Annotated in this window: 22 protein-coding genes; 12 read left to right on the forward strand and 10 right to left on the reverse strand. The window is 70.6% G+C overall.

Features of this window, described 5'->3' with window-relative positions; all coding sequences use genetic code 11:
• The first annotated feature begins 51 nt into the window (after positions 1–51).
• The 5 genes from ACFWU3_RS22325 to ACFWU3_RS22345 all read left to right on the forward strand — a co-directional run bounded on the left by ACFWU3_RS22325 (position 52) and on the right by ACFWU3_RS22345 (position 6,452).
• Positions 52–1,221: a hypothetical protein gene (locus ACFWU3_RS22325; RefSeq protein WP_384440235.1), complete on the forward strand. Its 1,170-nt coding sequence runs from the start codon at positions 52–54 to the stop codon at positions 1,219–1,221.
• Between the two features lie 269 nt (positions 1,222–1,490).
• Complete coding sequence (locus tag ACFWU3_RS22330; protein WP_384440238.1) at positions 1,491–2,267, forward strand: class I SAM-dependent methyltransferase; 777 nt, start codon at positions 1,491–1,493, stop codon at positions 2,265–2,267.
• Positions 2,264–4,918, forward strand: coding sequence for an SUMF1/EgtB/PvdO family nonheme iron enzyme (locus tag ACFWU3_RS22335; protein WP_384440241.1), 2,655 nt, complete (start codon positions 2,264–2,266; stop codon positions 4,916–4,918). The genes ACFWU3_RS22330 and ACFWU3_RS22335 overlap by 4 nt, the downstream gene beginning before the upstream one ends.
• Complete coding sequence (locus ACFWU3_RS22340) at positions 4,915–5,178, forward strand: hypothetical protein (protein WP_384440244.1); 264 nt, start codon at positions 4,915–4,917, stop codon at positions 5,176–5,178. Before ACFWU3_RS22335 ends, ACFWU3_RS22340 begins: the two co-directional genes overlap by 4 nt.
• Positions 5,175–6,452 (forward strand): hypothetical protein, encoded by a 1,278-nt coding sequence (locus ACFWU3_RS22345; RefSeq protein ID WP_384440247.1) that lies wholly within the window; start codon positions 5,175–5,177, stop codon positions 6,450–6,452. The genes ACFWU3_RS22340 and ACFWU3_RS22345 overlap by 4 nt, the downstream gene beginning before the upstream one ends.
• Positions 6,453–6,571: 119 nt before the next feature.
• On the opposite strand, the gene ACFWU3_RS22350 is transcribed toward ACFWU3_RS22345, so the two are convergent.
• From ACFWU3_RS22350 to ACFWU3_RS22360, 3 genes are all read right to left on the reverse strand, one after another.
• Complete coding sequence (locus ACFWU3_RS22350; protein WP_384440250.1) at positions 6,572–7,816, reverse strand: cation:proton antiporter; 1,245 nt, start codon at positions 7,814–7,816, stop codon at positions 6,572–6,574.
• A 2-nt stretch (positions 7,817–7,818) separates the two neighbouring features.
• On the reverse strand, positions 7,819–8,289 hold the full coding sequence (locus ACFWU3_RS22355) for a TrkA C-terminal domain-containing protein (RefSeq protein ID WP_313943023.1): 471 nt from the start codon (positions 8,287–8,289) through the stop codon (positions 7,819–7,821).
• 163 nt (positions 8,290–8,452) lie between these two features.
• Positions 8,453–9,727, reverse strand: coding sequence for a GDSL-type esterase/lipase family protein (locus ACFWU3_RS22360; protein ID WP_384440253.1), 1,275 nt, complete (start codon positions 9,725–9,727; stop codon positions 8,453–8,455).
• A gap of 200 nt (positions 9,728–9,927) precedes the next feature.
• On the opposite strand from ACFWU3_RS22360, the gene ACFWU3_RS22365 reads away from it, so the two are divergent.
• Both ACFWU3_RS22365 and ACFWU3_RS22370 read left to right on the forward strand, forming a co-directional pair.
• Entirely contained in the window at positions 9,928–10,740 is an 813-nt protein-coding gene (locus ACFWU3_RS22365) for an SAM-dependent methyltransferase (protein ID WP_384440256.1), read from the forward strand.
• Between the two features lie 71 nt (positions 10,741–10,811).
• Complete coding sequence (locus tag ACFWU3_RS22370; RefSeq protein WP_384440259.1) at positions 10,812–11,552, forward strand: hypothetical protein; 741 nt, start codon at positions 10,812–10,814, stop codon at positions 11,550–11,552.
• Between the two features lie 79 nt (positions 11,553–11,631).
• Here the strand turns inward: ACFWU3_RS22370 and xylB are convergent, their stop codons facing one another.
• Positions 11,632–13,110 carry a xylulokinase gene (gene xylB, locus ACFWU3_RS22375; RefSeq protein ID WP_384440262.1) on the reverse strand — a complete coding sequence of 493 codons (1,479 nt, stop codon included), beginning with the start codon at positions 13,108–13,110 and terminating at the stop codon, positions 11,632–11,634.
• A 177-nt stretch (positions 13,111–13,287) separates the two neighbouring features.
• Between xylB and xylA the strand changes: the two genes are divergently transcribed.
• Positions 13,288–14,457 carry a xylose isomerase gene (gene xylA, locus ACFWU3_RS22380; RefSeq protein ID WP_384440288.1) on the forward strand — a complete coding sequence of 390 codons (1,170 nt, stop codon included), beginning with the start codon at positions 13,288–13,290 and terminating at the stop codon, positions 14,455–14,457.
• A 332-nt stretch (positions 14,458–14,789) separates the two neighbouring features.
• On the opposite strand, the gene ACFWU3_RS22385 is transcribed toward xylA, so the two are convergent.
• The 3 genes from ACFWU3_RS22385 to ACFWU3_RS22395 form a co-directional block, all read right to left on the reverse strand.
• Complete coding sequence (locus ACFWU3_RS22385) at positions 14,790–16,070, reverse strand: ROK family protein (RefSeq protein ID WP_384440265.1); 1,281 nt, start codon at positions 16,068–16,070, stop codon at positions 14,790–14,792.
• 3 nt (positions 16,071–16,073) lie between these two features.
• Positions 16,074–16,604, reverse strand: a complete 531-nt coding sequence (locus ACFWU3_RS22390) for a toxin-antitoxin system, toxin component (RefSeq protein ID WP_384440290.1) — start codon at positions 16,602–16,604, stop codon at positions 16,074–16,076.
• A gap of 78 nt (positions 16,605–16,682) precedes the next feature.
• Positions 16,683–17,342, reverse strand: coding sequence for a helix-turn-helix transcriptional regulator (locus ACFWU3_RS22395; RefSeq protein WP_384440268.1), 660 nt, complete (start codon positions 17,340–17,342; stop codon positions 16,683–16,685).
• Positions 17,343–17,722: 380 nt separating this feature from the next.
• On the opposite strand from ACFWU3_RS22395, the gene ACFWU3_RS22400 reads away from it, so the two are divergent.
• A complete protein-coding gene (locus tag ACFWU3_RS22400; RefSeq protein WP_384440271.1) occupies positions 17,723–18,649 on the forward strand; it encodes a transcriptional regulator in 927 nt (308 codons plus the stop codon).
• 218 nt (positions 18,650–18,867) lie between these two features.
• Positions 18,868–20,370: a M28 family metallopeptidase gene (locus ACFWU3_RS22405; RefSeq protein ID WP_384440273.1), complete on the forward strand. Its 1,503-nt coding sequence runs from the start codon at positions 18,868–18,870 to the stop codon at positions 20,368–20,370.
• Between the two features lie 217 nt (positions 20,371–20,587).
• Here the strand turns inward: ACFWU3_RS22405 and ACFWU3_RS22410 are convergent, their stop codons facing one another.
• Genes ACFWU3_RS22410 through ACFWU3_RS22420 form a run of 3 tightly spaced genes read right to left on the reverse strand, consistent with a single transcriptional unit; the run spans position 20,588 to position 21,851 of the window.
• On the reverse strand, positions 20,588–20,887 hold the full coding sequence (locus ACFWU3_RS22410) for a hypothetical protein (protein ID WP_340476460.1): 300 nt from the start codon (positions 20,885–20,887) through the stop codon (positions 20,588–20,590).
• Between the two features lie 59 nt (positions 20,888–20,946).
• Complete coding sequence (locus ACFWU3_RS22415) at positions 20,947–21,366, reverse strand: hypothetical protein (RefSeq protein WP_384440276.1); 420 nt, start codon at positions 21,364–21,366, stop codon at positions 20,947–20,949.
• Entirely contained in the window at positions 21,360–21,851 is a 492-nt protein-coding gene (locus tag ACFWU3_RS22420; protein WP_384440279.1) for an ATP-binding protein, read from the reverse strand. Before ACFWU3_RS22420 ends, ACFWU3_RS22415 begins: the two co-directional genes overlap by 7 nt.
• 124 nt (positions 21,852–21,975) lie before the next feature.
• Here ACFWU3_RS22420 and ACFWU3_RS22425 point away from each other — a divergent pair, with 124 nt between their 5' ends.
• Together ACFWU3_RS22425 and ACFWU3_RS22430 are read left to right on the forward strand one after the other, a co-directional pair.
• The gene (locus ACFWU3_RS22425; RefSeq protein ID WP_384440282.1) at positions 21,976–22,836 is read left to right on the forward strand and encodes a helix-turn-helix domain-containing protein; all 861 of its coding nucleotides are present in this window, start codon (positions 21,976–21,978) and stop codon (positions 22,834–22,836) included.
• Positions 22,837–23,073, forward strand: a complete 237-nt coding sequence (locus ACFWU3_RS22430; RefSeq protein ID WP_313943006.1) for a DUF397 domain-containing protein — start codon at positions 22,837–22,839, stop codon at positions 23,071–23,073. It abuts the gene before it with no gap.
• Positions 23,074–23,177 lie beyond the last annotated feature (104 nt).

Genomic DNA, 23,177 nt, shown 5'->3' on the forward strand with positions numbered 1-23,177 from the left:
CCTTGGCGGCGCCGGTCCAACCAACTGCTGTACGTTCTCGCGCTGGCCGGGATGGGAGCAAGCCTCTGGGCGTTCTGGCTCACGCTGGAGGACATGGGCGAGAAGGCCGACAGCAAAGACCGGATCGCCGGAGCGTGCGCGGGACTTGTGGACGCGGAGGCCGTGCTGTCGCTGCGAGGCGGGGTGGTCAGGACGCAAGCCGACAGCGGTGCGGACTCCGGGCTCCGTATCGACTCCCTGCCGAGCGCGTGCCGGATCTACGGGGTATCGGAGTCCGGACGGTCGGACGGCCTCTTCTCACTTGTGGTCCGCACGACGGCCGATGGCCGCCCCCTGCATGTCGTGGGCGACGAGAGCAGATTGGAGCCGTTCCAGAACCCGTCGGACAGCGGCAGCGACGACGAGGACGTGACCCGCACGGCGGACCACGCGGAGTCCCGCCCGCTGGGGGACGGCACTCTCGGTGACTACCGCGACGACTCCGTGACGGTGCGGGCGGTGTGCGCGTCGGGGAAGCCCGCAACTTTGTCGGTCACCGCCCGGGCCGATTACGAGGACGTGTCGGACCAGGACCGCCGGACGCTCGCCGAGGTCGCCCGCGGGTCGGCGGTGAAGGCCGCCGCTCGGCTGAAGTGCGACGTGAAGGTGTCCGCTCTTCCGGCGGGGTTGCCCGCGCCGGGACGGGAACTCGGCGATCCGAAGTCCGCGAAGGCGTCCTGCGGTTGGTACCGGGGTTACCTGGGCCGTACGGACCGGGGTCGGCTGCCCGACCGCATGCTGGAGGCACCGCTCGGTGCCAAGAGCTCCACGGAGTCGTGCCTGTTGGCGGTCAGCCCGACCGCCGTGGGCGAGATCGCCGACGATCTGAAGGGATCCGACAGGGAGTTCGCCGAATCGGCGCTCACCCATTCACCGTGGTGGATCAGGACATCGTCGTTCCTCGGCACTCAGGCGGAGTCGGTGGGCCACTCCGTCTTCACCGACACCACGTTCCTCAAGCCGGGCACGGCCGGGGGCGATGAGGGAGCCGGTGTCTGGTGGGCCTCCTCCGTCTGCGACGGGCGGCCTGCCCTCCACGCACTCACTGTGAGCTACACGTACGACGGCGTCGTGAGAGGGCAGATGGCCGCGCTCTTGCGTGCGTACGTGGACGACGTGACCAAGCGCAGGGGGTGCACGGACGTCGTGTTCCCGCCGGCTTCGGTGTTCGCGGCGAAGTAGGGGGTGGCGCGGCGGTTCAAGACATGGGCGGGAACGGCCGCTACGCAGTCGCTGGGGTTCGATAACAAGGGTCAGTCGAGAGCGTCAACGTCCTGTCAGCCACCACCTGCCGGAACGTCACCCGCCTGTACTGGCCGACCTTCGCCTCGCGCTGCCGTCACGCGGGTTCGGAGACACTGGCCGTCTCCTTACGCGCTGTTGTCGTCCCAGCACCGCGCGATAGCCTGGCCAGTGGTTGGAACAAGCGAACCGGTGACGCGAGGGGGATCGTGGAGCAGCGTGATGTGCGGGGGCACTATGAGGAGCTTGCCGCCGAATACGACGAGCACTGGGTCTACGGGCCCGACTACGTCCCCTGGATGTCGGCACGTATCGCGGAGGCTCTCCGACTCACGCCCACCGACCGGATCGCCGACATCGGCTCCGGTACGGGGCTGTTCGCCCGTGAGGTGGCCGGCGCTCTGAGACCGGAGCACCCCATCCTGTGCGTCGACCCCTCCCCGGCGATGCTCGAGCAGCTCGGCTCACCGCCCCCGCCCGGCCTGACGCCGCTTGTCGCCTCCGGCGAGGACATCGCGGAAGGCCGTGTCGGGCTGCCGCATGAGCAGTTGGACGCCATGTGGCTCAAGGAGTCGGTCCACCACCTGCCTGACCCGGCGCAAACCCTGCTCGGACTGGCCGACCGGCTCGCGCCGGGTGGCAGGCTGCTGGTCGTCATGTTGCCGGTCATGATCCGCTACCCGCTGTTCGAGGCCGCGCTGACGAGGTTCAGGGAACTTCAGCCGGACCCCAACACCATCGTCGGCCACCTGCGGGCCGCCGGGCTCGACGCCGAACTCGGCCACGTCGAGTACGAACTGCGTATCGACCGGGACAAGTACCTCGGCATGGTCCGTGCCCGGTACATGTCGTTGCTCTCCACCTTCAGCGACCTCGAGATCGAGAAGGGCGTCGAAGAGATGCGGGCTGCCCACCCCGAGTCGGTCCTCGTCTTCCCCGACCGATTCGCGTTCGTCCTCGGTGAGCGGCGAGGTGGCGACACGTGAGCCCGGTGGTCGATGAACGCCTGCGCCGCTTACGCAGCGAGCTCGACGACCACTCGCGCATCGCCGACCACCTCGGACTCGACCTCGAGCGCCCGCTGCGCTCCCTCAACGACGGTTACCCCGAGAACGCCGTCGCTTTGGTCGGCAAGCTGACCGAGAAGCTGCTCAAGGAGCTGTGGCGACACCACGGCATCGAGGGCGACCCTTCCACGAAGGCGTTGAACGACCTCGTCAAGCGATGCCGCCCTCACATCCTCAGCAGCACAGTGATGGATGCCCTCGACGACATCCGGCGGCTGCGGAACCGGTCCACGCACGACGGCTACGACATCAGCGACGAGGACGGACTGCTGGCGGTCCGCCGGCTCGTCGACGTACTGGTGTGGTTCACCGACACCGGTAGTGCCGCCCTCGTCGGCGGCGAGCCCGACATGGCACCAGAGGTGGCTACCCGTTGCGAGTTCCTCGCCGGCCTGTACGTCACGCTCGGCTATCGGCAGGCCAAGCGCTTCGTGCTCAGCCCTGACACCGTCTACCAGTTGTTCTGCCGTGAGTCCGGCATGCGGCTCGAGTACGTGGAGCTGATGCTCTCCCGGGACGCGGACGACCTGAGCACTGTGCTCACCTCCAGCGACGGCGAGCTGCTGCGGACACGGCTGCCCAAGCTCACTCGCTTCGTCATTCTGGAGGACCACAACGACAGCATGTCGAGCGCCCTGCACCAGATGCTCGGCCTCGACCTTCGAATCGTGCGATACGACGGTTTCGTCGACACCTTGGTCAACCTGGACATTCACCTCGGACCGGTCGCGACGGCAGCCGTACCCGCCGAACCACGGACAGCGCTCGCTGCCGCGGTGCTTTCCGCCGATCCGCACACCGGCGAATCCACGATGGCCGAATCGGCGGACGCGGCCGAGCTGCTGTCCCGGCTGGCATGCGGCAGCGCCAACGTCCTCGTAACCGGACGCCCCGGCAGCGGTAAGAGCACCCTGTTGCGCACCCTGGCCGTCGACCCCGAGATCCGACGATTCCGCTTCTACTTCGACCTCGGCCTCAAGCCCAAGGACGAACCGTTCTCGGAGTACGCGTCCCGACTGCTCGCACCGGTCATGGCGGCTTCGGACCGCTCCCGTGCCTACGACCTCTTCCTCTACCTGATCCGGTCCGGCACCGCGCTCTGCGTGCTCGATGCAGTCGACGAAGGAGTCGAAGAAGCGAGCCCCGCGGGCTTCCTGCGGCTCTTCACGGACCTCGCGGCCGTACTGTCCGCCGAGTCCGCTGTGGTCATGAGCTCACGGGTGTCGTTCCTGGCGGACTCGCCCCAGGTACGTCAGCTGCTGGACAGCGGAGCAGGCCGCTCCGAGCAACTGGTCGAGCAGTTGTACGCCAACGGCGTCGACCCGGCCCGCGTCCCGCACTTCCATGTCGTCCGCCTCGCCGAACCCGACGCCACACCGCTGGAGAAGCGACTCACCTCGGAGCTCGACCTGCCCGCGAGGCGACCACTGGGCGATATCCTCGGCGCTCACATCACACAAACCCTCGCTGCTCGTGGCCGTACGGACATCGAGCATCGCTTGCCGGCGGCGTTCGGCCAGGCATTCCTCGGCGACCAGTCCGTCTTCTCCCTCCTCGATCTGCACCGAATGCTCGGGGCAGAGGCATTCACCGACAGTCGTCTCGACTTCGACACCTGCCTGCTGGCACCGCTGCTGCGCTCAGCCGGATCAGAGCAAGTGACCTTCGTGCACACCGCGTACCTGGAGCTCCTGGCGGCCCGGTACCTCGCGGAGCACGCGGACACGGCCGCGGGAATCGAGGGAGGCGCTTTCCTCACCGAGCAGGTACGTGCCTTCCGCGCCGGGCTGCCCGCAGCCCCACCCGGCGACGACTGCGTGCTGCCCGCCGGAACGTACATGGTCGGTCCGGCGGAGCGGCTGCTGCTGCGTCGCGTCCCGCGCTCGGTGCGTTTCGACCGGTATGCCGTGACCGTCGGGCGCTACCGCCGCTTCCTCGAGGAGATCAACCCCGACGGCACCTCGGCCTGGGACCACACGGACCAACCGGCTGTCGTCACACACCACCCCTGGACCGACCGGCTCCGCGATCCGGAGTACTACCGAGACCCGCGCTACGACTCCTATCCGGCCGTCTGCGTCAATTGGTGGAGCGCGTACGCCTTCGCCGCCTTCGAGGGCAAGAGACTGCCGACCTCCCTGGAATGGGAGGCAGCTGCCCGAGGCATTGACGGTCGCCTTTTCCCATGGGGGGACGAACCGGACGAGGCGCGCATCAACTGCGCCGACTCCTGGGTCGGACACCCGCTTGTCACCTACCAGGCGTGGTACCGAGACTTCGCCGAGGAGGCCGTCCGGCGCGCATGGGTCACACCGGTCGACCAACAGCCGTACAACCGCTCCCCGTTCGGCGTTGTCGGCATGGTCGGCAACTGCTGGGAATGGACCTCGACCAGCGTCAGCGACGCCGGCGAGGCAGTGATCTGCGGCGGCAGCTACGACAACCCGATGCGCGCGGTGCAGGCCAGCAGCAAGGGCCTTTATCGCAAGCGCGGTGGCAGCAACGCAGTCGGCTTCAGGTGCGTCGAAGACATCAAAGGCACCCTGGGTACGGAGAGGGCAGGGCAATGAGCGGCGGGCCGCGCTACGGCACGATCGTTGACCGGCGTGCGAACGGCGGAGGCCTCAACGGCACCGTCGGCTCCTACACGGTCCGGGACGACGAGGACGAGATCTACTACAGCTTCGACTACCGGCAGATCGTGACCGAAGGGTTCCGTACGATCCGCACGGGCGAACGGGTCCGCTTCCACATTTCCTCCGGGACCTTCGGCCGGGCCGAGTTCGTCATCCGCCTCGACCAGCCCGACCCGGCCGAGTACTACGGATGACGGCTGCCACGCCTGCGCTCGATGCCGTCATGGGCGCGCGCCAGGAGCTGACCGTCGTTCTGCCCGTGCGGCTGCGGCGTACGCCCGACTGGGAAGAAGGACCGTTTCCCTTCGAGTTGGGAAGCCGTCGGACCGACGCGGCGACGCGCTCCACCTACTTCGCGCCCGCGTCCGCCCGGGTCCTGTACGGAGTACCCGGTCGCCCGCGGCGATGGCACCGCCCACTGTCGATCGTTCATGAAGGGCTGCACCTCCTCGGCATGGAGCTGCTGCGGACAGCTACGGCCCGCAATCCGGAACACGCCCTCGCGGTTCTGCACCTGAGCGCGCACAGGCCGCTGTTGCCAGTGCTGCGTGCCATAGCGACGCGGGGAAACGCATCCGAGACGGCACCACTGTCAGGGCCCCTCTCGCCGGTTGAACTCCTCGCCGATATGGCGCTGGTCCGAGACGTGTCTGGGCCCTTCGCGATTGCGCGCCCGTACACGATCGCCTTCATGACGCCGCATGGAGAACATGCCGCCGCTCTGCGATCGGGATTGGAGGGCGAGCTGCCCGCCACGGCCGACAGGTGGCTGTGGCAGCTGGCCTCCCGTTCGAACCCAGCCGATTTTCCTCTGGCACCCGAGACCGCGGCGAAGCAGTTGGAGAGTGCTGTCCGCATCTCGGCGGACTGGAGTGCGCTGGTGCTGCGCCAGGGAGCGGCCTTCCTCGGCCACCGAGTCGATAGTGGCGCGGGTGACTTCTACGAGTTCGGCGCACTCCACTCCCGCACTGTCTACCTGGATGCCTTGCTGCTCGGTTCCTTGCAGCGTGACCACATCGACGAGTTGACAGACGAGCTGTCCGAGGTGTTCGACTCCCGGCGGTTGGCGCGGCGGGTCGCCACCTTGGAGCGGAACATCGCCGTGTTCCGCAGTACTTATTGGCGCCAGCACCTGACCGCCCACGGGCCCGCGAACGATCTGCTGCTCGCCTTCCAGGACCAGCACCGGCTGCCGGACCGTTTCAGCGAGATCCTTGCGGAGGCGGCGGACTACAGCCGCCTGGTTCAGACCCGTGAGAGCCTGCAGATCAGCGGCGCGCTCGGGATTCTTACGATCCTGGGCCTGCCGCTGGGAACAGCGATCGGCATTCTCCAGGTCCTCGGGGACGAGTCCGTGGCACATCTCCTGACCGCTCTCGGTATATCCGTGGCGGCGACGGCGGGTGTGTTGACGACACGGTACGGGCGGCTGGTCCTGTCATCACTGCGTGGCGGAGGCAATCCGTGAGTTTTGCATCCTTCTGAGGTTGCCCGCCGTCGTGGCTGTACGTCCAGCGCGCCCGCTCCGCGTTGGGGAGGTGACACCGTCCCGCGCCGGGGCACAGTCCGAGCTCGCGGGGATCGGGGTCAGCTGCTCACCGACCCGCTCCCCGACGCCGACGGCGTCATCTCCTCGTGCCCCGCCACTCCGCCCGGCCCCGTCGGCAGCCCCGGCTTCGGTGGCTTCCGTCGCAGTCGGGAGATCAGCGGCTCCGTCCAGCGTGCCGCCAATGGGCCCAGGATCACCATGATCAGGACATACGCCGTCGCGATCGGGCCGATGCGGGGTTCCGTCGCGACCGCGAGGCCCGCGATCACGATCGAGAACTCGCCGCGGGCCACCAGCGCGCCGCCCGCCCGGAGACGGCCGCGGGGTGCGATGCCCGCGCGGCGGGCCGCGTACCAGCCCGTCAGGATCTTGGTGGCTGCCGTGACCACCGCGAGCAGCAGCGCGGGCAGCAGGACCGGCGGGATCTCGGACGGGACCGTGGAGAGGCCGAAGAAGACGAAGAACACGGCCGCGAACAGATCGCGCAGCGGGGTGAGGAGTTTGCGGGCGCCCTCGGCGACCTCGCCGGAGAGGGCGATGCCCACCAGGAACGCGCCGACCGCCGCCGAGACCTGGAGTTCCTGGGCCACACCTGCCACCAGCAGGGTCAGGCCGAGGACGACCAGCAGCAGCATCTCGGGGTTGTCGGAGGAGACCGCTCGGCTGATCAGCCTGCCGTGGCGGAGTGCGAGATAGAGGACGATGCCCACCGTGCCCAGCGCGATCAGCAGGGTGATGCTGCCGCCCGCGAGGCCCGCGCCCGCCAGCAGGGCGGTCAGCAGCGGCAGGTAGACGGCCATCGACAGGTCCTCGATCACGAGGACGCCCAGGATCACCGGTGTCTCGCGGTTGCCGAGACGGCCCAGGTCGGTGAGTACCTTCGCGATGACGCCGGAGGACGAGATCCAGGTGACACCGGCGAGCGCCACGGCCGCCACGGGTCCCCAGCCGAGGATCAGGGCGGCGGCCGCGCCAGGTACGGCGTTGAGGACGAAGTCGACCGCGCCGGACGGGTACTGCGTCTTGAGGCTGCCGACGAGTTCGGACGCGCTGTACTCCAGTCCGAGCAGAAGCAGCAGCAGGATGACGCCGATCTCCGCGCCGACGGCGATGAAGTCCTCACTGGCGCTGAGCGGCAGCAGCCCGCCCTGTCCGAAGGCGAGTCCCGCCAGGAGGTACAGGGGGATGGGGGAGAGACCGATGCGGCCGGCGAACCGGCCTATCAGCCCCAGGCCGAGGATGATCGCGCCGAGTTCGATCAGCAGGGTCGTCGTCTCGTGCACGGTCAGCCTCCGGCGATGATCTCGACGAGGGCGTCGACGCCCTCGCGCGTGCCGACCGCGACGAGCGTGTCGCCCGCCGCGAAACGGAAGTCGGGTCCGGGGGAGGGATGCGCACCGGTACGGCGGAGTACCGCGACGATCGACGCGCCGGTGCGGGTGCGGGCCTGGGTGTCGCCGAGGAGCCGTCCTGCGTACGGCGACCGGATGCCGACCGGGATGTGCTCGGTGACCAGGTCGATTCCGTCGGTCCGTACGGCGTCGATGGGCGCCGGGTCGATCAGATGGGCGAGGGCGGTGGCCTCGTCCGACGAGAGCGGGACGGACAGCAGGCACGCGTCGGGGTCGTCGGGCGCGAAGAAGCCGAGGAAGCGCCGTCCGTCGTGGTGGACGACAACGGATATGTGCCGGCCCGCCTCGGTCGTGAAGTCGTACTGCGTACCGACTCCCGGCAATGAGGTACGACGGGTGCCCATGCTCGCCTCCCATGGCGTTGGCCGGCCCCACCGAGGACGGGTGAGCCGTGATGTCCGAGAGTTCGAACAGTCTACGGAAGCCGATCAATCCCGGCCCGTGCGGCATCTCCCGGGCCGGGGCGGCTGACCTGCGGCTCTCGGTACCTCGCGGTCGCCCCGGCCGCTATCGGCGGGAGCAGCGCAACTGCTCCGGGTCGACGGCGTCGGCCATCACCCGCATCCCCGCGTCGCCGGGGTGCAGATGGTCGCCGCTGTCGTACGCGGGCAGGATCCGGGACGGGCGCGCGGGGTCACGGACGGCCGCGTCGAAGTCGACGACCTCGTCGAACGCCCCGCTCTGCCGCACGAAGGCGTTGACCTCCTGACGGAGCGCCTCGCCGCTCGGGCTCCACTCACGCCGGCCCTCGTACGGCATGACGGTCGCGCCGACCACGCAGATTCCGGCGGCGTGCGCGCGGTCGATGATCTGCCGGTAGCCCGCGATGACCGCGGCGGCGGTGGGCGCGGGGGTCGCCTTGATGTCGTTGACGCCTTCGAGCAGGAACACGGTGTGCAGCCCGCGCTGCGACAGGACGTCACGGTCGAAGCGCTTGAGTGCGCTCTGGCCCGAGCCGTCGCTGAGGACCTTGTTGCCGGAGATCCCCTCGTTGGCCACGCCCTTGATCCGCGTGCGGGGATCGGCGGCGAGCCTGCGGGCCAGGAAGTCGGGCCAGCGGCGGTTGGTGTCGGCCGTCGATGAGGCGCCGTCGGTGATCGAGTCGCCGAGCGTGGCCACGGCGCCGGTACCGGGCCGGGCGTTCACGACGGCGGCGTCGAGATAGAACCAGGAGGTGGCGCGGTCGGTGTACGCGGTGGCTGCCTCGTCCGACGCGTGGTCGCCGGAGGGGGCGATCCAGGACGTCTGGAGCGCCATCCTGTGACCGGTGGCGGGACCGCTCGCCTGCCGCACGTACAGACTGACCGCGAGATCGGCCTGCGGGCGGAGCGTGCCGCGCAGGGGGTCGCTGTAGACGGACGCGCCGGGCGCCAGCGTGACGGTGGGGGATCCGCCGAAGCTGAGCTGCCGGTTGCTGCCGGGAACCAGCGCCGCGCCCGTGGCCCGCAGACCGGCGTACGCGCGGCCGAAGGTCACGGGCCGGGTGCCGAAGGTGTTGGAGAGCCGGATGCGCAGTCCCTCGCCGCCCACGCTGGTACGGACGATGAGGCGGTGGGTGCGCTCCTGGAGGGCGGTGGGGCTGACGAGGTCCGTACTGGCGGCCCAGGTGACGACGGGCGTGGGGCGCGAGATGGCGGCCACGACGTCGGTGCCCGGTGCGGATGCCGGGGCCGGGGCCGCCCCGGTCAGGACGCCGGCCGCCAGTACGGCCGTGGCGACGCGCAGGGCTCCGGCCCGCGGCCGTAACCGGGATCCGGGGGTGGTGGGCAGGGTGGCGTTCATGTGCCGGGTTCCTCCCTTGCGGCTCGGGGCCGGGGGCTCCCGGCCGGGCGGGCGGTGTCCAGCGCGCCCGGGACCGCGCCCGACCTGCGGTGAACTCCCTTACTGAGTAACGGGGTTACTTGCCGGAGGGCACGCCTCCTGGGATGATCACCGAGCGTTGAACCCTTGACCTGAGCACCTCCGCCCCCAAGGAGCCTCGTATGACCGGGACCGAGCCGACCAGCCCCAGGATCGACACCAGCAAGCCGCATCCTGCCCGTGTGTACGACTGGTTCCTGGGCGGCAAGGACAACTACCCGGTGGACGAGGAACTCGGCCGCCAGATCATGAGCATCGACGCACGCGCCAAGCATGTCGCCCGGACGAACCGCTGGTTCATGCAGCGCGTCACCCGCTGGCTGGCGGGGGAGGCGGGCATCACGCAGTTCCTCGACGTCGGCACCGGCATTCCCACCGAGCCGAATCTGCACCAGATAGCCCAGGGCATCGCCCCCGTGGCGCGCGTGGTCTACACGGACAACGACCCCATCGTGCTGACGCACGCGGAGGCGCTGCTGCGCAGCACCCCGCAGGGCGTCACCGACTACATCCAGGCCGACGTCCGCGAGCCCGAGCTCATCCTCGAACAGGCCAGGAAGGTCCTGGACTTCGACCGGCCCGTCGCGCTCTCGCTGGTGGCACTCCTGCACTTCGTGGGCGACGCCGACCGCCCCTACGACCTGGTCGGCCGGCTCGTGGACGCGCTGCCGTCGGGCAGTTTCCTCGTACTGTCCCAGCTCACCTCCGACTTCGACCCGGAGGCGGTCCAGCGAGGCGTCCAGATGTACGCCGCCGGCGGGGTCACCCTCGCCCCGCGCACCCAGGCCGAGATCGCGCGCTTCTTCGAAGGTCTCGACGTGGTCGAGCCGGGAATCGTCCAGGTCACCCGGTGGCATCCCGAACTCGCCGTCGACGAGGCGACCGAGGGGAACGAAGGGGCGTCGCTGTACGCGGCGGTGGGGCGCAAGCCGTAGCGGGTGCCCCGAACTCGTGTCTCCCGGCCGTCCGGAGGGTGGCGGATTCGCGTGCTGGGAAGGCAGGGTGCATGGGCATCTTCCGTCGACGTCGCCGGTCAGCGTCACCCGGCGACCAACAGCAGCGCTACCGGATCGGCGAGGAACAGGGGAACGGTGACTACGCGCGCGTTCTCGACGAGAGCGGCGCCGTGGCCGGCCTCTGGCTCAGAAACCCGCACCACGCCCGTGACACCTTGATGATCGACGCCCTGCTCCACAAGCTCGACCAGCCCGGTCTGATGGGCACGGCCCATCGTGTCGTGGCCAACACCGTCGACGGCAAGGGCGGGTTGTTCGTCATGTTCGGCGGCCGGCGCGCCCCCGGTGAACCCGAGCCGGCGCCGTTCGCGCACGGCGAGGACTCCGCCGGTGGCGAAGAAGCGGCCGCCGGCGGATCGTTGATGATCAACGGCAACCGGTACCCGCTGCACGAGGACTTCGACCCCTTCGGCCGGGACGCGGCGGCGGGCAGGATCGCGCTGCTCAGAACGACGATGTCCGGCCTGACCGTGGACGACCAGATGCGGCTGTTCGACGTCGTGGCGGCCGTCTTCGGCGAGGACTGTCCCGAGACCCGCGCGGTGGTCGGCGCGGGGTTCCATTGCCTCACCTGCTTCGAGGGCTACTCGGCGATGGTCATCCAGCTCCGTGGCCATCTGCGAAACGGTGGACGCTCGAACCTGCGGGACATCACCGAGTGCCGTCGGTGCGGAGGGCGGGACGCGGTCTGGGTCTACCGGCCGCCCGCGGAGGCGACCCCCGTGGAGTAATGGAGTAGCCGGTGCCGCCCTACCGGCTGAACGGGTCGGCTGCCGGCCCGCCGCCGAGCCGGCTCCCGCCTGCCGCGGATCAGCGCGTGAGCAACGCCGGCGTCGCCCGCTCCAGCACCTCCGAGACCCGCTCCCATGTCTCCATGTCCCGTTCCACCGGCGGAAGGTGGGCAGCGCGCCCGCCCTGCCAGCGGCTCGCCAGTGCCACCGGGTCCTCGCCCGACGCCGCTGCCGCCGCCAGCGCCGCCGCTCCCACGGCGACCAGCTCGTCGCTTTCCGGGATCAGTAGAGGCCGCCCGGAGAGCCGGCGTACGGTCTCCACCCAGTACCTGCCCCGCGCTCCGCCGCCCACCAGGCGCAGGGGGCGCGACGCGACGTCCGGGTCCGCCGGGTCCGTGCCACAGGCGAGCAGCACCTCGTCGAGGGCGCGCAGCACGGTCACGACAGCGCCCTCGTAGGCCGCGCCCAGGATCTGCTGGCGGCTGGTGGTGTGCCGCAGGCCGGAGAGGAGGCCGGAGGCGGCGGGCAGATCGGGGGTCCGTTCCCCGTCGAGGTACGGCAGCAGGACCACCTCGCCGCCTGCCTCCGCCGTGTCCCGGCTCAGGCCGAGCAGGGCGGCGATCCGGTCGACGGCCTGGGTGCAGTTCAGGGTGCAGGCCAGCGGGAGGTACGTGCCGTCGGCGGCGGCGAAGCCCGCGAGGACCGGTGACGCGGGCCGGGTGCGGGTCGCCGCGAACACCGTTCCCGACGTGCCGAGGCTCAGGGCCGGATGGTCGAGCAGCCCCGCGCCGCCGAGCCCCAGCCCGACGGCCGCGGCCATGTTGTCCCCGGTGCCGGCGGCGACCGCGATGCCCGCGGGCAGTCCGAGGTCGTCGGCCGCCGCGTCGATGAGGGAGCCGACCCGGGTGGCGCCGGTCTCCGCGACCTCGGGCAGCAGGTCCGCCTCCAGCCCGACGAGCTCCAGCAGGCGCGGGTCGTAGGCGCCGGTCGCGGTGGAGTACCAGCAGGTGCCCGAGGCGTCGCCGGGGTCGGTGGCGGCGGCGCCGGACAGCCGCTCGGTGAGGAAGTCGTGGGGGAGACGGACGGCGGCGGTGGCCTTCGCGGAGCGCGGCTCGTTCTCCCGCAGCCACTGCCACTTGGCGGCGGTCATCGAGGCGACGGGCACCGAGCCGGTACGGGCGGTCCATGCCTCCGGACCGCCGAGCGCCTCGGTGAGGGCGGCGGCCTGCGGGGCCGAACGGGTGTCGTTCCACAGCAGCGCCGGGCGCACGGGGCGGCCGCTGCTGTCCAGGACGACCAGGCCGTGCTGCTGACCGGCGACCGCGATGCCCGTCACGGCGGAGGCGGACACGCCGGACTCCCTGAGCCCGATGGCCACCGCTTCGCGCAGGGCGTTCCACCAGATCTCGGGGTCGGTCTCACGAGCGCCGTGGTCGCCGCTGACCTGATGGGCCGCGCGGCCGACGGCGAGTGTCCTGCCGGTGGCCGCTTCGATGAACGCCGCCTTGGTGGACTGGGTCGAGCTGTCCACGCCGATGACGACAGCCTGCGTCGGCATTGCCTCCACCTCTCCGTCCGGGACCGGTCCCGTCCAGGGCCTATTTGGCCGTGGGAAGAACAAATTACGTCAACCCATGCCCGGGGAACAGGTGTTGCGGGGCTTCAGAGATGGGCGGGGGAAGTGCATTATTAGTAAGGCCAGAAAACAAACTGTGGATCGAAGGCGGTCATGGCGATGACGGAAGGCTTCACCCCCACCCCCGAGGACCGGTTCAGCTTCGGCCTCTGGACGGTCGGCTGGCAGGGCAGGGATCCCTTCGGGGACGCGACCCGGCCGCCTCTTGACCCCGTCGAGTCCGTGCAGCGGCTCGCCGCGCTGGGTGCGTACGGCGTCACCTTCCACGACGACGACCTGATCCCCTTCGGAGCGACCGAGGCCGAGCGCGAGTCCCACATCAAGCACTTCCGGCAGGCGCTGGACAAGACCGGTCTCGTGGTGCCGATGGCCACCACCAACCTCTTCACCCACCCCGTCTTCAAGGACGGCGGCTTCACGTCCAACGACCGGGACGTACGCCGCTACGCCCTGCGCAAGACGATCCGCAACATCGACCTGGCGGCCGAGCTCGGGGCGCAGACCTATGTCGCCTGGGGCGGGCGCGAGGGTGCGGAGTCCGGCGCCGCCAAGGACGTGCGGGCCGCTCTCGACCGGATGAAGGAAGCGTTCGACCTGCTGGGGGAGTACGTCACCGAGCAGGGCTACGATCTGCGCTTCGCCATCGAGCCCAAGCCCAACGAGCCGCGCGGGGACATCCTGCTGCCCACCGTCGGCCACGCGCTGGCCTTCATCGAGCGCCTGGAGCGGCCCGAGCTGTACGGCGTGAACCCGGAGGTCGGGCACGAGCAGATGGCCGGGCTGAACTTCCCGCACTCCATCGCGCAGGCCCTGTGGGCGGGGAAGCTCTTCCACATCGACCTCAACGGGCAGAACGGCATCAAGTACGACCAGGACCTGCGCTTCGGCGCGGGCGACCTGCGGTCCGCGTTCTGGCTGGTGGACCTGCTGGAGACGGGGGGCTACGAGGGCCCGCGGCACTTCGACTTCAAGCCGCCGCGTACCGAGGACTTCGACGGGGTCTGGGCGTCCGCGGCCGGGTGCATGCGGAACTACCTGATCCTGCGGGAGAGGGCCGCCGCCTTCCGTTCCGACCCGAAGGTCCAGGAGGCGCTGCGGGCCGCCCGGCTCGACGAGCTGGTCCTCCCGACCGCCGACGACGGGCTGGCCGCGCTGCTCGCGGACCGGTCGGCCTTCGAGGAGTTCGACGTGACGGCCGCGGCGGAGCGGGGCATGGCCTTCGAAGCACTCGACCAGCTGGCGATGGACCACCTGCTCGGGGTGGCCTGACCGTCTGCCGAGAGGGCTCCGGGCGCTGCCCCGGAGCTGCGGATTTCCGGGCGGCAGGGCGGGCTCGGGCGGGGTGAACGGGCCGGGCGGGCCGGGTCTCTTCAGGCCCGCCCGGCGGGGGTCGGGGGTCATGGGCGTCCGGCGGGGGCCGGGGTCGGGCCGGTTCGACGGAGGTCGTGGTCCGGGCTGTCCGGCGGAAGCCGATGTCAGGGGCGCCCGGCAGCGGCCGGGGCCAGGCCGGTCCGGCGGAGGTCGTGGTCCGGGCTGTCCGGCGGAAGCCGATGTCAGGGGCACCCGGCGGGGGTCCCAAGTCAGGCCCGGCGAGTCCGAGGTCAGGCCCGTCCGGCGGGGGCCGAGTGGATCGCGTACGCCACCGGGTCCGTCAGGACGTCCTGCACCACCAGCGCCGCAGCGCCCCGCGCGGCGTCCGCGGCCGGGGAGGACGCCCGGAGCCGGTCGCCACCCTCCGGCCACAGGCCCGACACCACCCGTCCGCCCAGTTCCGCGCCGGCGGGCGGGGCGAGCCAGGGCACAAGGGGGCGGTAGATCCCGCCGAGCACCACTGCGTCCGGGTCGAAGAGGTTCACCGCGCCGGAGAGCACCCGACCCAGCATCGACCCGGCGCGCTCCAGGGCTGTCAGCGCGGCCGCCTCGCCCGCGCGGGCCCGGCGCTCCAGCTCCGCCACGGCCACCGCGCCGTTCGTCTCGTCGATGCCCGCGGCACGCAGCAGGGCGGACTGACCCGCGTACTGCTCCAGACAGCCGCGCGAGCCGCAGCGGCATTCGGGACCGTCGGGCGCGACGACGACATGGCCGATCTCGCCGGCGAAACCGTGCGCCCCGCGCAGCAGCTCGCCGTCCAGGACCAGGGCTCCGCCGACACCGATCTCGCCCGTCAGATACAGAAAGGTGCGGATCGCGCCGAGGCCGCCGAACCACAGCTCGGCCAGCGCCGCGAGGTTGGCCTCGTTCTCCGAGCGGACCGGCAGCGTGGGCAGCCCGGGGCGCAGGGCGGCGAGCGCGTCGGCGAAGGGGAGTTCGGCGGCGACCCGGCTCCAGCCGAGGTTGGGCGCCTGCCGCACGGTGCCGGCGGCGACCAGGCCCGGCAGCGCCAGCGCGGCGCCGATGGGCTGAAGCTCCTGCTCGGCCGCGGACGTCAGCGCGCGGGCCGCGATACCGGCCGCGCGCGCAAGGACGCGGGCGGGCGGCGCACCGCGGTTGTCGAGATGCTCGACGAGCCGGACGCGGTCGGTGCCCGCAAGGTCCACCACGCACACGGACACGTAGTCGACGTTGATCTCGACGCCGATTCCCGCGACGCCGGTCCGGGCGACCTTCAACACCGTGCCCGGGCGGCCTGCCTGACCGCTGAAGGTCTTGCCGGACTCGGAAAGGAAGCCGCTCTCCAGCAGTTGTTCCACCAGGGAGGAGATGGCCGCGCGGGTCAGGCCCACCCGGGCGGAGACCCCGGCCCGCGTCACCTCGCCGGCCTCGCGCACGGCTCGCAGCACCAGGCTCAGATTGTGACGTCGCACGGTGTCCCTGTCGGCCTTGGGCTCCAGCGGTGTGCGGCCCACCGGGCCGGCCAGTGTCACGCGTGCGGGTGGTTCCACGAATCAGCCCTGTGGCCCGCGATATCCCAGGGACGCCTCGATCCGTCCGGCGAGACCTTCGCGGCTGACGGGGCCACGGCCCGCCGAACCGGCCAGCCAGGAGCGGCACTTGCTGCTCAGCAGCAGCCCGAAGCTCTCCGCCTCGTGCTCCTCGGTCTGGTCGAAACGGGTCCGGGCCGCGACCTTGAGGACGGTGGCCTGGAGGTCCGCCTCGTCGGAGAGCAGACGTGCCGCCACCGCCGCGCCGTCGACATGGTGGGTGCAGTGCCCGGCCTTCATGTGCCAGAGCTCATGGCCGAGGATGACCAGCTGGTGGTCGGGCGCGGTGCGCTCCTCGATGACGATCAGGTCCTGGTCCGTCATGTCGAGCCAGAGGCCGCTCGCCGTACCCGGCGGGAAGGTGGCGGTGCGGTAACGGACGGGCCGGCCGCGGCGTTTGCTCATCACGCCGCACAACGCGCCGTAGAGATCGGTGGGCGCCGCGGGGGCGGGCAGATCGATTCCGGCTACCAGCTCGCCGCACAGCCGGCGCATCTCCTTGCCTATGCTCACCGTTCTCCTCTCCCCGTCAGCGGTTGTCTGCACACGTGCGGTGTCGAGCCTGGCCTGAAATCAGGGGTCCGTCGGCTCCGCGGGATCCGCCGGCGAGGTCGGTTTGACGCTCTCCAGCAGCATGTCGAGCCACTCGGTGACCTTGTCCCGGTGCTTGTCGGTGGGCAGTTGGGCCGCTCGCCAGGCGATGCCGCGTACTCCATGGTCCTGGAGCAGGCGCTCCAGCGGGTCGCCCTCGCCGGCATAGTCCTGAAGCAGCCGCTGCTCGGTGCGCTGCAACGCACCGTTGAGCGCGTCCGCGTCCTCGGCCGTGAGGAAGCCCGCGTGGACCTTGAAGAACCTCTGGATCGCATCGCAGTGCTCCATGGTGGGGCGACGGTCGCCGTTGATGAGAGCACCTGCCTGCTGACGCGACATGGCGGCGCCGTCGGCGATCTCCTGCTGTGTGTACCTGCGGCCGTTCGGCTTGAGCCGGGTCCTGCGCAGCAGGTCGAAGCGCTGCAGAAAGCGTGTCTGGAGGTCGGGTTCGCCGGCCGGACGGCCGTCGAGCAGCGAACTGACCACATCGGCGGGAACGCCCGAGGCCTCCGAGAGCTGATGCACGTCGAGGACCTCGCCCGGGCTCAGCCCGAGCTTGCCTGCGAGTTCGGCGACGCGGGCGACCGACGCCGCCAAGGGGCCTGCGGCTGTCGGGCCCGGAACCAAGAAGCCGTCTGTCACCAGTAGGTCTCCTAGATCACGCGAGGTCGCTCCGCACACAGTTGGCTGCCCGGAGATTAACCGCTTCGAGAAAATACAGCCAGGTCTTGCCACAGCTGTGGCGCGATCTGAACGCTCTACGGCGCGGAATGCCACGATAGTTGACATGGCCGCTCCCGCGGTAGCAGGATCGCCACGCGGGGTGAAGATCCAAAGGGCGCTGCCGCAGCGGGACTTCGAGAAGGGTGGCGTTCTCGATGACACATGAGGCGGGCGTTGATCGGCCTGGTGTCCATGGTCGACGGACGTGTGCGGCGACGAACCGCGGCACGGTCCGGTCGCGACGGCTGACCGACGTTCTCCGACGGCGCCGGGAAGAACTCGGGCTGAGTGTGGCGGACGTGGCGGCACGGCTGGAGATCAGTACGGGCGTCTACGGCAGCTGGGAGCGCACACCGGCCCAGGAGTGGACCGACGAGAGGCTCTCCGCGCTGGTCAAGGCGCTGGAGATGACGGACCAGCAGGGCGGCTGGCTGTTCCGCCTCGCCGTCGACCGCGACCCCCCCTACGCCTCGGCCGAACAGTGGGCTTCTTCTACGCCCGTAGCTCCGCTGGGCCCCGCCCGGCCGTCCGGACCGGCCTTTCCGTCCGGCCCCGTGCGCCCCTACGTACCGGTACCCGCGCCCGCGCTGCCCGCCGAGCCGACCTCGCCGGCCGAGCAGCCGCACGACCCGGAGACCCAGGCGTATCTGCGGGACTACGCCGCGATGATGGACGCCGTGCCGCTGCCGTCGGTCCTCTTCGACAGCCGCTGGGACGTGGCGCACGTCAACCCCGCCTTCCACGCACTGTTCCGGGGAGTGGGGGAGCACCCCACGGCCATGCCGGACCAGAACTTCCTGCGGTTCGTCCTCTTCCACCCGGACGCGGGCACCGTGCTCGGCGACCGGGAGACGAGCTGGTGCCTGCCGCTGCTCGCGCAGCTGGAATCGGCGCTCGAGAGGTACGAGGACGACCGCGTCCTTCAAGCCATTCGTGACGACATCGCGGACGACCCGATCATGGACGCGGCCTACCGCTGCGGGCTGCCGCACTGGATGCGGGTCACGGGCGCGGCCGCCGTCCACCACGACGGCGCGGTACGGCCGTTGCACCACCCCGATCCGCGCTGGGGCCGGACGGACTGCCGGATCGTCGACGAGACGCCCGCGACGCTTCAGGACCGCGGCTTCACCCGGATGACGATGGTGCTGCACGAACACCGGAGCGCGGCCCCGCCGTCCGCACGCCGGGGCAAGCCGCATCTGCGGGCGGTCGCCGGCGGCTGACCGCCGACAGCGACGGGCGTCGTGTGCGGGTCGTCGCCGAGGAGGCGCCGCGTGCTCTGTTCTGTGCGAGTGGCAGGCGTGCTGTGCCGTCTGCGTGCTCCGTGCGGGGACAGGTGTGCTGCGCCCTCTGCGGCCCAACGGGCAGGGTCGGCCGAGCTCGTCGTCCGGCCCCCGCCCGTGCCCTTGTCAGGTGCTCAACGCGCCACGACCATGACCTCATGTCGCAGCAGACGCCAGAACCCACCGGTGATCACCCCCTTCCCCCTGGCACCAGCCGCAGATCGGTCCTCACTGCCACGGCCGGCACCGTCGCGCTCGGCGCGACGCTGACCGGAGCCGGAGCGACGCCCGCGGCCGCCGCGCCCGCCGTCACCGAGTCCGCCACGGGAACCACCCCGGTGCGGCCCGGTCGCACCCCGGACCGGGATCTCCCCGCCACCGCGCAACGCCCCTCGCGTGAACTGCGGGCCCTGCTCGCGGAGATCGACACCGACCGCATCGAGGCGACGGTGCGCAAGCTCGCCTCCTTCGGCACCCGCCACACCCTCTCCGTCCAGGACGACCCGAAGCGCGGCATCGGCGCGGCCCGCGACTGGATCTTCGCCGAGCTGAAGCGGTACGCGGCCGCCAGCGGCGGCCGGATGACGGTGGAGCTCCAGAGCTACGTCCAGGAACCGGCCTCGCGCATCCCCGTGGCGACGCGGATCACCAACATCGTGGCCACGCTGCGCGGTTCGACGGACCCCGACCGCGTCTACGTCGTCTCCGGACACTACGACTCACGCGCCACCGATGTGATGGACGCCGTGGGCGACGCACCCGGCGCCGACGACGACGCCTCGGGTGTGGCCGTCGCCATGGAACTCGCCCGGGTGACGGCGAAGCGCCGCCCGGCCGCCACCCTCGTGTTCGCGGCCGTCGCGGGTGAGGAGCAGGGGCTCTACGGGGCCGCCCACATGGCCCGGACGTTCGCGGCGGCGGGGGTCGACCTCCAGGGCATGTTCACCGACGACATCGTGGGCAGCCCGACGGCCGACGACGGCAGCCGGGACCCGCACACCGTCCGGCTCTTCGCCGAGGGCGTGCCCACCTCCGAGACCCCCGCCGAGGCGGCCACGCGTCAGTCGGTCGGCGGAGAGAACGACTCACGGTCGCGCCAGCTGGCCCGTTTCGTGCGGGACGTCGCGGACAACGACGCCACCGGTATGCACGTCCGGGTCGTCTACCGCAGAGACCGCTATCTGCGGGGCGGCGACCACATCCCGTACCTCGAACAGGGCTACCCCGCGGCCCGGTTCACCGAGCCGGCCGAGGACTACGCCCACCAGCACCAGGACGTGAAGGTGGTCGACGGCAAGCAGTACGGGGACCTGCCGGAGTTCTGCGACTTCGCCTACATCGCCCGTGTCGCGAAGGTCAACGCCGCCGCCGTGTGGACCCTGGCCCAGGCGCCCGGCACTCCCCGGGGCGCGAAGATCCTCACCAGTGCGCTGACGAACGCGACCGAACTGGTGTGGGAGCGGGGCAGGGAGAGCGATCTGGCCGGTTACGAGGTCGTCTGGCGGGAGACCACGGATGCGGAATGGACCCACGTCGTGCGGGCCGGCAACACGACGCGTCACACCGTGGACCTGTCCAAGGACAACGTCTTCTTCGGTGTCCGGGCCGTGAACCGGGCCGGCCTGCGCAGTCCGGTCGCGTTCCCCGCCCCGCAGCGCTGAACACCGGATGGGGCAGAGGTCCGGCCCGTGCGGGACCGTTCGGGGCCCGGTCCCGCAGAACGCCCCCAGCGCCCTGCGGGACCAGGCCCCGCCCCGCGAGGCCATGTCCCCGCCCTTCCCCCAGGCAGGGTCGCGGCCTCTCCCCATCCCCCCTTTTCCCCGTTGGTCTGTGTCCCCGGCTCGCGGTCACCCGGGGCTGTCCTTCGTCGCGTGCGGCTCAGCGCAGGGCGGCGACCGCCCACTCGGCCGCGACCACCACGGCCACTCCCGCGCCCAGGACCGCTGTGGCCACCCGTGTACGCCCCTGCTTGCTCAGCACCAGTGCGCTGCCGGAGAGGATCAGCGCGATCCCGTAGAACCCCATCGTCAGGACGGAGTGCGTGCTGCCGAGCCGCAGGACGAGTGTCAGACCGACCGCGATCATGATGAGTGCGGAGAGCACGATCCGGACGCGGCGTGCCTGACGTGGTGTGAGCCCTTGCCGCTCCGGGCTCGAACTGGCTTCTGCTTCTGACATGTCGGGAAGATTAGTCGTCTCGTCCCCGCTCAGGCGGTCGGGTCCGAGACGTGCGCCGCTCATGCGCTCCGAACGCTGCCGACGCCGGCCGTCCACAGGGGAGCGGTGCCGGTGAGCTGGCAGGCGACCAGGTACAGCGGAATCGGTGGTGTGTAGGGACTGGAGTCGTCGGGGCGCCGGATCAGCCGCGGGTTCACGGCCGGTACGTACGCTCCTTCGGCGTAGTGCGACGGCAGCGGCCAGGTCAGTTCCTGGTCGGAGCCGGCCGGCACGATCCACCACCACCAGTCGGTGTCGGCGAACACGCAGCCGTTGCGCGGCAGCCGGCCGAGCATCCGGAAGCCGTGCCGTGCGGGTACGCCCACGGCGTCGCAGCCCAGGGTGGGCACGACCGTGGGCGGGAGCTCGAGCCTGGTCAGCCCGTGCTCCCTCGTGCGGCTGCCGCCCCGGACCAGGAGCGTCGCCAGGTTTCTCAGCACGGCCTCGCCGCCCCGCGCGGAAAGTCCACCCCGTAGGGGATGTCCACGTGCGGCAGCTCCGCCCAGACGATCCGGCCGGCGCCGTGGTTCGGTACGTGTGCCCCCCATGAGGTGGACAGGGACTCGACCAGCAGGAGCCCGCGTCCGCGCTCCTCTTCCTGTACGGAGTGGCACACATGCGGGCCGGTGGGTGTGCATCCCTGGTCCTGGACGCTTATCCGCAGGTGTTCGACGCCGTTGAGAAGTTCGCAGGAGACCAGGTGACCGTCCGCGTGCACCACCGCATTGGTGACGAGCTCGCTGACGACCAGCATGGCCGTGTCATGGACATCGCCCCCTATGCCCCAGCACTGCAATCGCTCACGGGTGAGTCTTCTGGCCCGTGAGACGAATTCGACGCGCGCCGGCAGCTCGAAGCCGTACCGATGGTGGTCGGCCTCTGAGCACGGGTCCAAGAGTGGGGCAAGGAGCGCGTCGAGGTTCACCGCACCACTGTCCCGCTGCAATAGTCACCTTGGCAAGGGCCACTCTGAAAAATTCAGAGTGGGCATATTCATCCATGCAGGCGCGTGGCACACTGCTCGCAACAGCACGTGGGGAGGTCTCGAAGTGAGTGAACCGCGGTCCGCCCCCACCGTGGGGCAGGTCGTACTCGGCAAGCGCTTGCAGGATCTGCGCGAGCGGGCCGGGTTGAGGCGCGAGGAAGCCGCGAAGGTTCTTCGTGTGGCCGCGGGCACCATTCGCCGGATGGAGACCGCCGAGGTTGCGCTGAAAATCCCGTATGTCCAGCTCCTGCTGAACGCGTACGGGATCCACGAGGAGGAGGCGCGCGGCTTCATAGAGCTGGCCGAGGAGGCCAATAAGCCGGGATGGTGGCAGCGCTTTCACGATGTGCTGCCCGGCTGGTTCTCGATGTACGTCAGCCTGGAGGGCGCGGCCAGCATCATCCGTGCCTATGAGCCGCACTTCGTGCCGGGTCTGCTCCAGACGGAGGACTACGCCCGGGCGATCATGCTCGGCGGCGCCGTCGGAGCAACCGATTCCGCGGACATCGAGCGCCATGTGGCGCTGCGGATGGAGCGGCAGGCCCTCCTCACCCGGCACGACGCCCCCAGGCTGTGGGTGATCATGGACGAGACGGTGTTCCGCAGACCCGTCGGCGGCCCCGGTGTCATGCGAGCGCAGATCGACCGGCTGCTCGAAGGCGCCCAACTGCCCAACGTCACCCTGCAGATCGCGGAGTTCTCGACCGGACACCACCCCGGCACCTACGGGCCGTTCGTGCTCTTCCGGTTCGCTGTCCCCGAACTCCCGGACATGGTCTACAGCGAGTACCTGACCGGTGCCGTCTACCTCGACGCGCGCCCGGAAGTGGCCTCGCATCTGGAGGTTCTGGACCGCATGGCGGCTCAGGCCGCGACTGCGCAACGCACGAAGGAGATCCTCGGCGATCTCCGCAAGGAGCTGTGAATGGATCACATATACAACGGCATGCCGGCCGCCGACCTGGGCGAGGTGGGCTGGCACAAGCCGTGGAGCGGCGGGAACGGCGGCAACTGCTTCGAGACCATGAAGCTCGCCGACGGCCGTGTGGCGGTGCGCCAGTCCGCTGATCCGGACGGGCCCGCGTTGATCTACACCTCCAGCGAGATCGCCGCCTTCATCCAGGGGGCCAAGTCGGGTCAGGCGGACTTCCTCCTCACCTGATCACCGCCCTGGCCCTCCCACCTGTGCTTTCGATGCCCAACGATCATGTGCCAGGACACGGGGCCGGTGCACAGCACACGAACAGCACGTCGGCGGCGCCCCGC

This window comes from Streptomyces sp. NPDC058685, from assembly GCF_042714725.1.
Taxonomy (GTDB): Bacteria; Actinomycetota; Actinomycetes; order Streptomycetales; family Streptomycetaceae; genus Streptomyces.